We start from the raw sequence: 13,897 nt of genomic DNA, 5'->3' as shown, positions 1-13,897 counted from the left end.
TCCGGTTAGTTGCGGACGGGTTTGCCGGTCTGCATCATGCCCATGATGCGTTCCTGCGTCTTCGGATTGTTCAGCAGTTCCACGAATGCCTTGCGCTCGAGGTCAAGCAGCCACTGTTCGCTGACCAGGCTGCCTTGCTCGACGTCGCCGCCGGACACGATCTCGGCGATCATCGAGCCGATCTTGAAGTCGTGTGCGGAGATGAAACCGCCGTCACGCATGTTGACCAGCTGTGCCTTGATCGTGTTCATGCCGTAGCGGCCGGTGACCGGGACCAGCTTCTGCGCCGGTGCGCGGTAGCCTGCGTCGAACATCGCGCGCGCTTCCACCTTCGCCACGTGCAGCAGTTCATACGGGTTGAACACGATGGTGTCGGTCTGCTTCAGGTAACCCATCTGCTGCGCCTCGAGTGCGGACTTCGACACGTTGGCGGTGGCCGCGTTGGTGAAATACACCTTCAGGAATTGCAGGATGTCGTTGCCCTTGGCGTCGTTGGCGGCGCGCAGCGCGGCTTCCTTCAGGCCGCCGCCTGCCGGCACCAGGCCCACGCCCACTTCGACCAGGCCGATGTAGGACTCGATCGAGGCCACGCGCTTGGCGGCGTGCAGCATCAGTTCGCAACCGCCGCCCAGTGCCAGGCCGGCGACTGCCGCCACCACCGGGACATTGGCGTATTTCAGGTTCATCAGGGCGTTCTGGAGCTTCGAGACTTCCGGGCCGATGGCTGCGGCGCCGCCTGCCATGAATGCCGGCAGCATGGCCTGCAGGTCAGCGCCGGCGGAGAAGGCACCGCCTTCGGCCGCATCGGCGTTCCAGATCACGAGGCCCTTGAAGTTCTTCTCTGCTTCTTCGATCGCCTTGGCCAGGCCGGTGATGACGCCGGGGCCGATGACGTGCATCTTGGTCTTCAGCGACAGGATCAGCACATCGTCGTTCTGGTGCCAGATGCGGACGGAATCGTCTTCGAAGAAAGTAGTGCCGCCGTTGCTGCCGTCGGGCACGCCTTCACCGGCGAGCGTCGCGCGGAATGCCTGGCGCTGGTAGACCGGCAGGCTGGAACGCGGCACATAGGTTTTCTTCGCCGGCGACCAGGAACCCTCGGCGGTATGCACGCCGTTGCGGCCGTCGAACACCCACTGCGGCAGCGGCGTATTGCACAGCGCCTTGCCGGCTTCGATGTCTTCCTTGACCCACTCGGCAATCTGCTGCCAGCCGGCGGCCTGCCAGGTCTCGAACGGGCCGTTCTTCTGGCCGAAGCCCCAGCGCATCGCGAAGTCGACGTCGCGCGCGTTGTCGGCGATGGATTCGAGGTGCACGGCGATGTAATGGAAGGTGTCGCGGAAAATCGCCCACAGGAACTGCGCCTGCGGATGGGTGGACTCGCGCAGCGCCTTCATCTTCTTGGCAGGGTCCTTTTCCTTGAGGATGCGGGCGACCAGGTCGTCTGCCTTGGCGCCGGAGGGGACGTAGTCGCCCTTGGCCGCATCGAAGCGCAGGATTTCCTTGCCTGCCTTCTTGTAGAAGCCGCCGCCGGTCTTCTGGCCGAGCGCGCCTGCGCCGACCAGCTTCTCCAGCACCGCCGGAGTCTTGTACACGGCGGCGAAGGGATCGTCCTTCAGGTTGTCCTGCATGGTCTTGATCACGTGGCCCATGGTGTCCAGGCCGACCACGTCCGCGGTGCGGAAGGTGCCGGACTTGGCGCGGCCCAGCTTGGAACCGGTCAGGTCGTCGACCACGTCGAAGCCGAGGCCGAACTGCTCGGCTTCATGGATGGTGGCCAGCATGCCGAAGATGCCGACGCGGTTGGCGATGAAGTTCGGCGTGTCCTTCGCACGCACCACGCCCTTGCCCAGGGTGGTGGTCAGGAAGCCTTCGAGCTGGTCGAGGATTTCCGGACGGGTGGCGACGGTCGGAATCAGCTCCACCAGGTGCATGTAGCGCGGCGGGTTGAAGAAGTGCACGCCGCAGAAGCGCGCCTTCAGCTCGGCGTCGAAACCTTCGGACAGCGCCGTGATCGACAGGCCGGAGGTGTTGGAGGCGAAGATGGCGTTGGCGCCGATGTGCGGAGCGACCTTCTTGTACAGGTCATGCTTCCAGTCCATGCGCTCGGCGATGGCTTCGATGATCAGGTCGCAGCCCTTGAGCAGGTCGAGGTTGTCTTCATAGTTGGCGGCCTGGATCAGCGCGGCGTCTTCCTTGTTGCCCAGCGGCGCCGGGCTCAGCTTCTTCAGGTTTTCGATGGCGCGCAGCACGATGCCGTTCTTCGGGCCTTCCTTGGCCGGCAGGTCGAACAGCACGACGGGCACTTTTGCATTGACGCAGTGGGCCGCGATCTGCGCGCCCATCACGCCTGCGCCGAGAACGGCGACTTTCTTGACGATGAAGTTGGACATGGGGGTTCCTTAAAATTCGTATCGGAAGTTCCCTCCCCTTCAAGGGGAGGGTTAGGGTGGGGATGGGGTTTGGTTCCGAAGATGTGCTGTCGAAACCCATCCCCCACCCGACCTCCCCCTTGAAGGGGGAGGAGTAACTGCGGTGAATCCTTAGAACAGGTCTGCGTCGAGCGCCATCAGGTTGGATGCACCGGAGCGTGCCTGACGGATCAGCATGGCGGTTTCCGGCAGCAGGCGCGCGAAGTAGAAGCGTGCCGTCGCCAGCTTTGCCTTGTAGAAGTTGTCGCCGGAATTTTCCTTTTCCAGCGCGATCTTCGCCATCTGCGCGAAGAAGTAGGCGAACACCATGTGGCCGACCACGCGCAGGTACGGCACGGCGGCGGCGCCGACTTCGTCCTGGTTCTGGAAGGCCTTCATGCCGATTTCCATCGTCAGTTTGCCGACCTTGTCGCCGATGTCGCCCAGCGGCGTGATGAACTCGGACATCTTTTCATCGGTGCCGTTGGCTTCCACGAAGGCCTTCACCTTGTCGCCGAACTTGCGCAGCTTGGCACCGTTGTCCATCAGGATCTTGCGGCCCAGCAGGTCGAGCGACTGGATGGTGTTGGTGCCTTCGTAGATCATGTTGATGCGGGCGTCGCGCACATACTGCTCCATGCCCCACTCGGAGATGAAGCCGTGGCCGCCGTACACCTGCATCGCTTCGGAGGTGGCGATCCAGCCGTTGTCGGTCAGGAAGGCCTTGATGATCGGGGTCAGCAGCGCGACTTCGTCGGCGGCGTCCTTGCGTACCTGCTCGTCCGGGTGGTTCAGTTCGCGGTCGATCTGCAGCGCGACGTAGGAGCTGAACGCGCGGCCGGCTTCGGCAAAGGCCTTGGCGGTCAGCAGCATGCGGCGCACGTCGGGGTGCACGATGATCGGGTCGGCCGGCTTGTCCGGTGCCTTCGGGCCGGACAGGCTGCGCATCTGCAGGCGGTCCTTCGCGTACACCAGTGCGTTCTGGTAGGCGACTTCGGTCAGGCCGAGCGACTGCATGCCGACGCCGAGGCGGGCCGCGTTCATCATCACGAACATCGCGTTCAAGCCCTTGTTCGGTTCGCCGATCAGCCAGCCGATCGCGCCGTCCAGGTTCATCTGGCAGGTGGAGTTGCCGTGAATGCCCATCTTCTCTTCGATGGCGCCGCAGAAGATCGGGTTGCGCTTGCCCAGCGAGCCGTCGGCGTTCGGGATGAACTTCGGCACGATGAACAGGGAGATGCCCTTGGTGCCCGACGGTGCGTCCGGCAGGCGTGCCAGCACCAGGTGGACGATGTTGTCGGACATTTCGTGTTCGCCGGCGGAGATGAAGATCTTGCCGCCGCTGATCTTGTAGGTGCCGTCGACCTGCGGTTCAGCCTTGGTGCGCAGCAGGCCGAGGTCGGTGCCGCAATGCGGCTCGGTCAGGCACATGGTGCCGGTCCATTCGCCGGAGACCAGCTTGGGCAGGTACAGCGCCTTCTGTTCCGGAGTGCCGTGCTCGTGGATGCACTCGTAGGCGCCGTGCGACAGGCCGGGGTACATCGTCCATGCCTGGTTGGACGAGTTCAGCATCTCGTAGAAGCAGTTGTTGACCACGATCGGCAGGCCCTGGCCGCCGTACTCGGGGTCGGCGGCGAGCGAGGGCCAGCCGGCTTCGACGTACTGCTTGTAGGCTTCCTTGAAGCCGGCCGGGGTCTTGACCGTGTGCGTTTCCTTGTCCAGGTGGCAGCCTTCGCGGTCGCCGGAATGATTCAGCGGGAACAGGACTTCGGACGCAAACTTGCCGCCCTCCTCCAGCACCTGGTTGATCGTGTCCTTGTCAATTTCCGCATGCGCGGGCAATTGCTTGAACTCTTCTTCAACCTTGAGCAGCTCGTGCAGCACGAACTGCATGTCACGCAAGGGAGCGACGTATTGACCCATGTTATTTCTCCTGACGGCTAAAACGGATTAGGCTGATTTCTTGACAGCGGTTTTGGGGTTCGTTTTTGCAGCCGGCTTGTCGGCCGACTGCGGATTCGTATAACTCTTGATGAGGCGTTCGAACCCGACTTCGGCGCGGTTCACGCTGCCGGGCAACTTCAGGAAACGTGCGTCGTGGTGCAGGGCGAGGATCAGGCCGTACATTTCGAATACGAGCTGGTCGGGATCGGTTTCGGAAGAAAGGTGTCCCATCTCGATTGTCTGTACCACGCAACGGCGCAGCGCATTCTTCCAGGCGCGGACCATGCCGGCGAGCTCCTCGCGGATGGCGCCGGGGCGGTCGTCGTATTCGACGGCACCGCTGATGTAAATGCAGCCGGACGCAATTTCAACCGACACGCGCTTGACCCAGCGGGCGAACATCGCCTGCAGGCGGGGCAAGCCGCGCGGTTCTTTCATGCTCGGATAGAACACTTCCTGTTCGAAGTGATGGTGGTACAACTTGACGACTTCGATCTGCAAATCTTCGCGTGAACCGAAATGTGCGAACACCCCCGACTTGCTCATGTTCATCTTGTCTGCGAGCAGACCGATGGTGAGCCCCTCCAGCCCGTTACGGCTGGCGATGTCGAGTGCCACGTCAAGAATCGCGGCACGGGTGAGTTCGCCTTTACGCATCAATTTGGGTGTCGAATCAGTCATGGTAGTTGCCACGGTAATGCCCTATCAAAGAATCAAAAAAACAACGCGGTCGAACTGAAGCGAACGCTCGTACTATTATCTACCGCAGTATAAATGTCAAACGGGAACTTAGAGGGTCGATTCTAGTGGCCTCTACGGTAAAAATCGGCAGGGAAACGTCGCCTTTTGGAAATGGCTGGAGAGTGATTCTGCCCCTGTGAAAACGGGGATGATGCGCTCTAGAGCTTGTCCAGTTGCCGCCTGTCGCGTTTGGTTGGTCGCCCCTTGATCGCTTCGCCTGGTTCCCGGAACAGCTTTCGTTGTTCTGCCTTCTTCTGCCGCTCCGCAATGCTGCGTTCAGTCTCCGTGTAGAGCGTCTGCGCGACGGCGGCCGAGCCCCGCGTGTCGGACAGTCCCTCGACCACCACTTCCCACTCGGTCGAGCCGTTGTCGATTTCCAGCAAGTCGCCTGTTTTCACGCCGCGCGCCGGTTTGGTGCGCTCGCCGTTCAGGCGCACCTTTCCGCCATCCACAGCGTCGGTCGCCATCGAACGGGTCTTGAAAAATCGGGCGGCCCACAGCCATTTGTCGATACGGACGGAATCGCTCATTTGTACACTTGCGCAACAAGCTCCATTTTATAGTCTGACCGTGCTTTTTCTACTGTGCGCTGCAATATAACCTCTTGTTTTTGCAGCCCGCCCCGATGCGGATGGGTGAGTTCTTGTTCATAAGCAAACACCACGCCCGCATCAGGGGGCGTGGTTGGCAATGCCTTTGATCGGGAACAAGTTGAAGCTGGAGGCGCCGGCGCGGACTGGCCGGCGCTCCTATTAGGCGGGCTAGATCAGAACTCTTCCCACTCGCTGCCCGCCGCAGCGTGCACTTGCGGCACGCGGCGTACGGCAGGTGCACTGACCACCTTCGTCTTGGCTGCCCTCGCAGCCGGCCTGGCGGGCGCCGCGACGGCATGCGTGCCGGCGATCTTGAAGACCCCGACCATACCGGCCAGCTTGGCGGCCTGGTCCTGCATCGCCTCGGAGGCGGCGGCCGCCTGCTCGACCAGCGAGGCGTTCTGCTGGGTCACCTGGTCCATCTGCGCGATGGCCTGGTTGATCTGTTCGATGCCGGCGGTCTGCTCGCCGCTGGCGGCGGAGATCTCGGCCATGATGTCGGTCACGCGCTTGACGCTCTCGACGATCTCATCCATCGTCGCACCGGCACGGTTGACGAGCTCGGCGCCGGTGTGCACCTTTTCGACGGAATCGTCGATCAGCGACTTGATCTCCTTGGCCGCGGCAGCGGAGCGCTGGGCGAGGTTGCGCACTTCGGCGGCGACGACCGCGAAGCCTTTGCCCTGCTCGCCGGCACGCGCTGCCTCAACGGCGGCATTCAAGGCAAGGATGTTGGTCTGGAAGGCGATGCCGTCGATCACGCCGATGATGTCGACAATCTTGCTCGACGACGCATTGATGGCGCTCATCGTGTCCACCACCTCCGCGACCACCGTGCCGCCGCGCACCGCCACTTCCGATGCGGATGCGGCGAGCTGGTTGGCCTGGCGTGCATTGTCGGCGTTCTGCTTCACGGTGGAGGTCAGCTCTTCCATCGACGAAGCGGTTTCCTCCAGCGAGCTGGCCTGCTGCTCGGTACGCGAGGACAGGTCCTGGTTGCCAGCCGCGATCTCGCCGGAGGCGGTTGCGATCGTTTCCGTGCCATTGCGCACTTCGGCGACGATCTTTTCCAGGCTTTCGTTCATCTCCTTGAGCGCCTGCATCAGGCGGCCGGTTTCATCCCTGGATTGCACTTCGATGCGCTGCGTCAGGTCGCCGGCGGCAATGGCACCGGCGATGCGGACCGCTTTTTCGAGCGGACGGGTGATCGAGCGCACCAGCCAGGTGCCGACAAGCATGGCCAGGACAAGGCCGAGCAGCACGCCGGCAACGGCGATATTGCGCACCATCGCATAGGTCGCCTGCGAGTTTTCATACTCGCGCTTGCTCACGTCCAGCTGCAGGACGATGAGCTTGTCGATGCCCTGCTTCACCGGCTGGTACAAGTCGTTCATCGGCCCATGCAGGAGTTCGGTCGCCTGTCCCGTGTCCTGGCCGCGCAGTGCGGCGAGTGCGGGCTGCAGGCCCTCGGCCACGAATTTGCCGCGGCTTTGGGCGAACTGGTCCGCGAGCTGCTTTTCTTCCGTCGTCAGCTTGGTCGCCATATAGGTATCCCACACCTTGCCGACCTTCTGGATGTTGGCCTCCACCTCGCCGACGTACTTCGGAATCTGGTCCACCTTGCCGGTGACCGCCTTGGCCACCAGCAGCTGGTTGGCGTCGAGCAGCCGAACGATCTCGTCGAGCTGGCCGAGCGCGACCAGCCGGTCGTCGTACAGCGACTTCATCGCGCCGTTGGCGAAGCCGAGGTTCGATATGCCAAGGATGCCGCCGATGATCAGTTGCAGCGATAGAAAGCCGATCACGAAAACCAGCCGCGTTTTGATCGTCAGATTGCTAAGCACGAATGTCTCCCCGTGAGTGAATACCGGCGGTATTTATTGGTTTGTTGCGCCGTAGTGGTGATGAAACTGTTTAAGTACCTCGGCTGCCGGCAACGGAAGGGACATGGCCGCGATAATTCGCGACCGCGGCGACGCGGTTGCGCACGCCGAGTTTCTTGAAAATCGCATGAACGTGGTTCTGCACCGTCAGTTCGCTGCGCGACAGCTTTTCCGCGATCGCGCGGTTGGACATGCCGGTGGACATGAGGGCAAGGATTTCCTGCTCGCGCCGGGTCAGGGCCTGCACGCGATGCGCATCCTCGCGCAACCCGGCGCCGCCCTGATGCACGACGCGCGAGAGCGTCAGGTGCAGGTAGGGCATGAGCAGTTCGAGCTTGAATGCGTGCCGCGCGGTGAGTTGTTCTGGCATCTGCCCGAAGCTGAAGTAGCTGCCGCCCTGCCCGCCAAGGTCGAGGCAGCCGAAAGCAGCGAGATTGCTCACCCCGGCCGCCAGCGCATTCTCCCGCTCCTGCGGCGACAGGCACTTTTGCATGTCGGCGGAGTTGATGATCTGCGCCCGGTATTGCGTCAGCCAGCGCTGCACGATGCTGCGCTCGCGGCAGTTCGTGATCCTGTCGAAGCGCTCGATGCAGGCGTCGGGACAATTGACGCCGAGCAGGTGCTGGATACGGATCTGCTCGCCGAACAGCTGGCCGATGGCGCAAACCATGCGCTCATGCGGGAAATAGGCCTTGACCGGGCCGGAGATCCATTGCTTGAAATCGGCGAGTGTGGAAACGCTGAAACCACTTTCGGCAACGCCGAGCAGGGCCCGCTTCTCGACATCGTCAAGCGTGTACTTCGCGTAAATCATGAGAGGGAGTGTTGAGGATAAGTTGCCGTACGACAATGAATGGAATCATCTATTTTAGACGAGGTGTTGCGTGCCCGCCGCGCCGGTGCAACCGTTGCACGGCGCGCTTGGCAAAGAGAGTAGACACTCTGGCAGCAGCACGCCGGGTGCTACCGGCCGGCTGCCGGTTTGGCCTTCAGGCGCGTGATGCCGAACATGACCAGCGCGAGGCCCGCCAGCTGGAGCAGGGACATCGATTCGCCAAGCAGCAGCCATGCGGCGAACACCGTCATCACCGGCCCCATCGTGCCGATGGCCGCCGCCTGGCCGGCGCCCAGGCGCTGGATGGCCAGGGATAGCCACCAGACGGGGAGGACGGTCGAGAACACCGCCATCATCAGCGCATGCCCCCACACCGCGGCCGGCAGGGTTGCCAGCGCCTGCGGCTGTCCGAACAGGAAGAAATGCCCGAGCACGAGCAGGCAAGATGCGCTCCCGGCGAGGCCGGCCAGCCGGGTGGATCCGATGCGCCCGACCATGCTGCCGGTGCCGTGGTAATAGAAGGCATAGGTCACCGCGCTGGCAAACACCCAGGCTGCGCCGGTGATCACGTCGACGCCCTGCCCGCTTTGCCGCAGGTCGTGGGCGAAGGCGATGGCCAGGCCGGCATAGCAGATTGCCATTGCCTGCCAGGCCTGCTTGCCGGGCGGCTGACGCGACATCCAGGCTTGCAACAGCAGCACCAGGGTCGGGTAGAGATACAGGATCATGCGCTCCAGGCCGGCGGTGATGTAGGTCAGGCCGTAGAAATCGAACAGGCTGGACAGGTAGTAGCCGACGCAGCCCAGCATCAGCACCCGCACGCTGTCGCCCGCGCTTAGGCGCGACGCCCCCTCGCTGGTGCGCAGAATCAGCCAGAGGAACAGCGGTAGCGCAAATCCCATCCGCATCGCCAGCAGGGTCACGGCATCCACCGGCGCGGCGGCATAGGCGAGCTTGACGAACACCGCCTTCATGGAGAAGCCGGCGGCGGCAAGCACCGCGAACAGGCGGCCGTCGTGGAGCCAGCGGCTGAAATGGAGGGAGATGGTCTGGGTCATGGGGTGAATGAAATCTGCGCCTCCCCTTATTCTGCCGTGTAGTCAAAACCGCTAAAATGCGTATTTTCTGAACTCAGCCTTCGCGTCTGGAGAAACCTTGCATTTCGACCTGACCGACCTGCGCCTGATTGTTGCCATTGCGGACGCCGGCAGCCTGAGCCGCGCCGCCGCCGCCTTTCCGATTGCGCTCTCGGCCGCGAGCAACCGGCTGCGCCTGCTCGAACAACGCCTGGGCATGCGGCTGTTCGAGCGGCAAGCCGACGGGATGGCGGCCACCCCGGCCGGCCGCATCGCGCTCGACCATGCGCGGCGGGTGCTGGCCGAGGCGCAGCACCTGGCGCAGGCGCTGGAGGGGCTGGCCGGACGACGGCGGGTGAGCGTGCGGCTGGCGGCGAACACGGTGGCCAACAGCACTTTCCTGCCGCCGGCGCTCGGCCCCTTCCTCAAGGACTTTCCGGAAGTCGACCTGCATGTCGAGGAACGGCCCAGCCAGGAGGTATTGCACGCGGTGCAGGCGGGCGATGCCGACATCGGTGTCCTGGACGGCAACATCCCGATGCACGGCGTGGTATCGCTGCCGTTCCGCCAGGACCGGCTCGTGCTTTTCGTACCCAGGGACCACGTCCTCGCCGGCCGCGGCCATTGCCTGTTTCGCGACGCGCTCGGCTTTCCTTTCGTCGGAATGCAGGAAGAACGGGCGATGCAGCGCTTCGTGGAAGAGATGGCCACCCTGCTCGGCAAGCCGCTCACGGTGCGCGTGCGCGCGCCGAGCTTCTTTGCCATTGCGCAGCTGGTGGCCGAGAACGTCGGCGTGGCGGTGCTGCCGGAAGCGGCGGCGCAGCGCCACAGCAGCACGCTGCCCGCCGCCATCGTGACGCTCGACGACGGTTGGGCAACGCGCGAGCTGCGGCTCTGCGTGCGCAGCCTGGAAGGGCTCTCCTCGCAAGGCAGGCAGCTGGTGGCCTACCTCACGGGCGCGTGACTGCCCTCAGTGCAATTGCTGCGAAGTGCTGGCGTCGCCGACATCGTCGACCAGCGCACCGCTGGAGATGACCTCGCCTATCGTCGCCTCCTGGAACCAGCTGTTCACCTGTTGCAAGTGAACGCGCTCTTCGTCGAGCGCAACCGAGAAGTCGCTGATGAGCGAATTCTGGTTCTGGTCTTCGGCCAGGGCGATCAGCAATTCCCAGCCCGCGTTGTCCGTCATCTCCGCTACGAGGACGGCGTGCAGGCACTGCGCGATCGTCGTGCGCGGATCGGTTACCACCTGCATCAGGCCCATCGATTCCACGCCCACGAGGTCGGCGCACGGCGTCTGCGAGGTCGGATCGCCGCCCAGCGATTCGATCGCGCCGGCCACGATGGCGAAGTGGCGCGCCTCGTCCTGCCGGATCTTCTGCAGGTCGGCCAGGGTCATGCTGGTGGACTGGTCCTGCATGGTTTCAAACTTCGTGATCAGGGCGTCGTACAACCGCGTGCCGGTGCGCTCGAAGGCGAGGCGCTCGCCCAGCTTGTCCAGCAATAGCTGGGGCTGGTCGCCGGTCAGCATGGAGATACCGGTCGTCATCGCGCCCTTCACCGTACCTGGCAGGGGCACCGAGCCGATCGGATCGGACTCGGCGATATAGGCGCTACGCATTTCGGCCAGCGCGCTGTCGTCACCCGGCGTGGCCGGCGTCATCGACGCCGGCGCGCCTGTCATTGCACTGGCATCCAACGGAGACATCTGCATGCCGGTGCGGTTCATGCCCATCGGGGTTTGCTCTTTCATCGCTGCTCCTTGTGTTCATGCGTGGGTTACACGGCGACCGCGACCTTGCGGTTCAGCTCGGTGCCCGGCGACCAGATGTAGCCACCGGCGACGGATTCGCTCGGCGAGCCGTCGGAGTTGATGTGGTTGCGGTAATCGATCGATGCCTGGCTTTCCTGCGACTTGTTGACGAACTGGGTGCCCAGGGCGCGCATGTCGACTTCCTGCGCCAGCACCTGCCGCACGAAGTCGCGCTGGCTGGCGAACTGCACCGGCTCGGGAAGATCGGTCGGGAACAGCTCGGCGGGGTCGCGCTTTTCATGCTGCTTGAAGAGTTCCGCCACCGTATTGAAGTGACCCAGCTCGTAGTCGAGGAAACGTTCCCAGATCGCCTTGATGCGCGGATTGGTTTCCTGCTGCACGCAGCTGTAATAGTTGTAGACCTCGACCGCTTCGTGCATCAGCCATTGCTCCAGCAGCGTTTCGTCGGGGCTGATCAGCGAGCCGTACTGCGTCACGTGCTGCTCTTCGATGGAAGCGATCTCCGCATACAGCTGGCGCGCCACCGGATCGGCGAACTGCGGACCGACGTTCATGTAGTAGTCATGGGTCTGGAATTCGGCCGCCGTGATCATCAGCGCGTGGATCTTGGTCAGCGGAGCCGCGGTGGCGCGGTCGTAGGAATCGCGCACATCGTCCTGCGGGTGCCGGTGCTCGTCGACCGTCGGACGGCCGGGAAGGATGTCCGTGTAGCTCTGCAGGATGTTGTTCGCATCCTTTCCTTCGAGGCGGTCGAGCAGCGCGGAATAGCGATACAGGTGATCGAAATCCTCCAGCAGGCCGAAGCGGTATGCCTGTGCGAAATAAGGATCCGGCTCGCGCTGTGCGACGGAGGCGGTCACTTCAATGGCGACCTGCTCATAGGCAATCGTGGTTTCCAAGGGTGAATGATCGGGGCCGAGCAGCCAGTTCACCATGGTGGCCTGGTGCTGTTCGGTGCGGCGCACTTGCGCCAGCTTCAGCCGCAATTCGCGGCTCATGCGCGCCGCCATGTGCTGGAAGCGCAGGGCTTCGAGTTCGATACCGTTCATGAGGATGATGCGGACCCGCGTGAAGGCGTCGTCATCGAGCTTGCTGATCGGCTTGCCTACCATGTCGCGCCAGGTAAATCGCTGCTGTTCGAGCGGACATCCTTTTGCACTAAATAGATTAAGGGACATGCTTTACTCCTTTCGTGATCTTCGCGGAACGCGCGAATGGACAGAATGGGCAGGCGTCGCAACTTCCGTGCCGACCTCAAGCAGGAGGCGAGGATGTCTCCTGCACGGCCCGGCGGGACTTTCTTACACTGCCACGGTAAGCCTTACAGTCCGCAAGCTCACATGACGATCTTCCGATGCTCGCCGAGCGCGTCGGTATTCCCGGTCAACATGCCCTTGGCGAGGCCGTACAGGCGGACGGCGGCGCTGCCGGGTGCAAGCCAGTATTCCGCTTCGGTGACGGTGACTTTCAGGAGCACAAGATCGGGATCGTCCAGCCCCTGCGGGAACCAGGGCTTGATCCACGGCGACCACAGGGCGCGCATCTTGTCCTTGTCGCGCACGACCTCGCAGGTGCCGGAAATCGACAGGTAATCCTGCTTGTCGGTGCGCGCATAGCTGAGGTTGACCTGGTGGTGCTGTTCCGTTTCTTCAACCTTGGGCGAAGAGAATGCAGTGAAGAACCACAGGCAGCCCGCGGCGTCCATCTGCATGGTGGCCATGGGCCGGCTGCGAAGGGTGCCGTCCGGCTCCTCCGTGGTCAGCATGGCGAACTTGATTTCATCGACGAGATCGGCGACTTGTTTCAGCTCGCCGAAAGCCTGTTCCTGCACGTCCATGATGCCTCCTGTATCAATTGGGAGATGACAGCAGGAGTGAGGAACGGGATGCGGGAAAGTTCCGCAGCTCAGGCGGGCATGGAGACAGGTTCGGGTGAAAGCATGTTGGCGTCACGCACGATGACCCAGCCTGCCTCGGGCCGCTTGCGCAGGATGGACAGTGCATTGCCCGAACGGCGCATCGGCAGGCCTTCGCGATGCGGGGTGACGGTGACGGTGAGGTGGGTCCAGCAATAGGCGAGGTCGTCGGTGATCTGCAATTCCTTGATCTCTCCTTGCGACTCGATGCGGTAATGCTTCATGCCTTCGCGAAATGCATCCATGAAAGCTTGCCGGCCGCGTATCGGCGCCTGGCCCGGGGCGAGGAAGACGACATCCTCGGCCATAAGCTCGCCGAGACGCTGCAGGTTGCCTTCCGCTGAAGCGGTCTGCCATTCATCGACCAGCGCCCTGATCGCCTGTTCATCGTTTTGCATGGAAGAATCCCCTTAAGAAGGAAGACGCGCTCGGCCGGCCCGCGGCCACGCGGCCTTCAGCAGCGCGGGCAGCACCTCGCCCGACTTCCCGCGCAATACATAATGCGCAATCTCATCATGACCGGTGGCTTCCGGATTGATTTGAATCACAGTGCGTCCGCACGAGCGCGCATACCGCGGCAGGCTGGCGGCAGGCTCGACCAGGCTCGAGGTACCGATGCAGAAAAACACGTCGGACGTTTCAAGCACCTCGGCGGCGCGTGTCCATGCGGCCGCAGGGAGCGATTCGCCGAACCACACGACGCCGGGGCGGATGTATCCGCCGCA

At 63.1% G+C, this 13,897-nt stretch carries 13 protein-coding genes; 1 reads left to right on the top strand and 12 read right to left on the bottom strand.

Going from position 1 to position 13,897, the window contains the following annotated elements:
- Positions 1–5: 5 nt before the first annotated feature.
- From VFF99_RS12790 to VFF99_RS12760, 7 genes are all read right to left on the bottom strand, one after another.
- On the bottom strand, positions 6–2,393 hold the full coding sequence (locus VFF99_RS12790) for a 3-hydroxyacyl-CoA dehydrogenase/enoyl-CoA hydratase family protein (protein ID WP_325018449.1): 2,388 nt from the start codon (positions 2,391–2,393) through the stop codon (positions 6–8).
- Between the two features lie 150 nt (positions 2,394–2,543).
- Entirely contained in the window at positions 2,544–4,334 is a 1,791-nt protein-coding gene (locus tag VFF99_RS12785) for an acyl-CoA dehydrogenase C-terminal domain-containing protein (RefSeq protein ID WP_325018447.1), read from the bottom strand.
- Positions 4,335–4,361: 27 nt separating this feature from the next.
- Positions 4,362–5,012, bottom strand: a complete 651-nt coding sequence (locus VFF99_RS12780; RefSeq protein WP_325018525.1) for a TetR/AcrR family transcriptional regulator — start codon at positions 5,010–5,012, stop codon at positions 4,362–4,364.
- 242 nt (positions 5,013–5,254) lie between these two features.
- Complete coding sequence (locus VFF99_RS12775) at positions 5,255–5,626, bottom strand: RNA-binding S4 domain-containing protein (RefSeq protein ID WP_325018446.1); 372 nt, start codon at positions 5,624–5,626, stop codon at positions 5,255–5,257.
- Between the two features lie 236 nt (positions 5,627–5,862).
- Positions 5,863–7,533, bottom strand: a complete 1,671-nt coding sequence (locus VFF99_RS12770) for a methyl-accepting chemotaxis protein (RefSeq protein ID WP_325018444.1) — start codon at positions 7,531–7,533, stop codon at positions 5,863–5,865.
- A gap of 70 nt (positions 7,534–7,603) precedes the next feature.
- The gene (locus tag VFF99_RS12765) at positions 7,604–8,386 is read right to left on the bottom strand and encodes a response regulator transcription factor (RefSeq protein ID WP_325018442.1); all 783 of its coding nucleotides are present in this window, start codon (positions 8,384–8,386) and stop codon (positions 7,604–7,606) included.
- A 149-nt stretch (positions 8,387–8,535) separates the two neighbouring features.
- Positions 8,536–9,465, bottom strand: a complete 930-nt coding sequence (locus VFF99_RS12760) for a DMT family transporter (protein ID WP_325018440.1) — start codon at positions 9,463–9,465, stop codon at positions 8,536–8,538.
- A 97-nt stretch (positions 9,466–9,562) separates the two neighbouring features.
- Between VFF99_RS12760 and VFF99_RS12755 the strand changes: the two genes are divergently transcribed.
- The gene (locus VFF99_RS12755) at positions 9,563–10,447 is read left to right on the top strand and encodes a LysR substrate-binding domain-containing protein (protein WP_325018438.1); all 885 of its coding nucleotides are present in this window, start codon (positions 9,563–9,565) and stop codon (positions 10,445–10,447) included.
- A 6-nt stretch (positions 10,448–10,453) separates the two neighbouring features.
- Here the strand turns inward: VFF99_RS12755 and VFF99_RS12750 are convergent, their stop codons facing one another.
- From VFF99_RS12750 to VFF99_RS12730, 5 genes are all read right to left on the bottom strand, one after another.
- A complete protein-coding gene (locus VFF99_RS12750; protein ID WP_325018436.1) occupies positions 10,454–11,236 on the bottom strand; it encodes a ferritin-like domain-containing protein in 783 nt (260 codons plus the stop codon).
- A 26-nt stretch (positions 11,237–11,262) separates the two neighbouring features.
- A complete protein-coding gene (locus tag VFF99_RS12745; protein ID WP_325018435.1) occupies positions 11,263–12,435 on the bottom strand; it encodes a hypothetical protein in 1,173 nt (390 codons plus the stop codon).
- Positions 12,436–12,593: 158 nt separating this feature from the next.
- Positions 12,594–13,094, bottom strand: a complete 501-nt coding sequence (locus VFF99_RS12740) for a pyridoxamine 5'-phosphate oxidase family protein (protein ID WP_325018433.1) — start codon at positions 13,092–13,094, stop codon at positions 12,594–12,596.
- A 68-nt stretch (positions 13,095–13,162) separates the two neighbouring features.
- Entirely contained in the window at positions 13,163–13,570 is a 408-nt protein-coding gene (locus tag VFF99_RS12735) for an SgcJ/EcaC family oxidoreductase (protein WP_325018431.1), read from the bottom strand.
- Between the two features lie 12 nt (positions 13,571–13,582).
- Positions 13,583–13,897, bottom strand: a 315-nt coding sequence (locus VFF99_RS12730) for an SIR2 family NAD-dependent protein deacylase (RefSeq protein WP_325018429.1), incomplete at its 5' end; no start/stop codon positions are given.

The sequence above is a fragment of the Noviherbaspirillum sp. genome (assembly GCF_035654295.1).
Classification (GTDB): Bacteria; Pseudomonadota; Gammaproteobacteria; order Burkholderiales; family Burkholderiaceae_D; genus Noviherbaspirillum.
This window is presented reverse-complemented; position numbering and strand designations above follow the sequence as displayed.

Bases quoted from the DNA above. Each gene is read 5' to 3' on its own strand.
- VFF99_RS12790 (WP_325018449.1), bottom strand. From the start codon at position 2,393: ATGTCCAACTTCATCGTCAAGAAAGTCGCCGTTCTCGGCGCAGGCGTG.
- VFF99_RS12785 (WP_325018447.1), bottom strand. From the start codon at position 4,334: ATGGGTCAATACGTCGCTCCCTTGCGTGACATGCAGTTCGTGCTGCAC.
- VFF99_RS12780 (WP_325018525.1), bottom strand. From the start codon at position 5,012: ATGCGTAAAGGCGAACTCACCCGTGCCGCGATTCTTGACGTGGCACTC.
- VFF99_RS12775 (WP_325018446.1), bottom strand. From the start codon at position 5,626: ATGAGCGATTCCGTCCGTATCGACAAATGGCTGTGGGCCGCCCGATTT.
- VFF99_RS12765 (WP_325018442.1), bottom strand. From the start codon at position 8,386: ATGATTTACGCGAAGTACACGCTTGACGATGTCGAGAAGCGGGCCCTG.
- VFF99_RS12760 (WP_325018440.1), bottom strand. From the start codon at position 9,465: ATGACCCAGACCATCTCCCTCCATTTCAGCCGCTGGCTCCACGACGGC.
- VFF99_RS12750 (WP_325018436.1), bottom strand. From the start codon at position 11,236: ATGAAAGAGCAAACCCCGATGGGCATGAACCGCACCGGCATGCAGATG.
- VFF99_RS12745 (WP_325018435.1), bottom strand. From the start codon at position 12,435: ATGTCCCTTAATCTATTTAGTGCAAAAGGATGTCCGCTCGAACAGCAG.
- VFF99_RS12740 (WP_325018433.1), bottom strand. From the start codon at position 13,094: ATGGACGTGCAGGAACAGGCTTTCGGCGAGCTGAAACAAGTCGCCGAT.
- VFF99_RS12735 (WP_325018431.1), bottom strand. From the start codon at position 13,570: ATGCAAAACGATGAACAGGCGATCAGGGCGCTGGTCGATGAATGGCAG.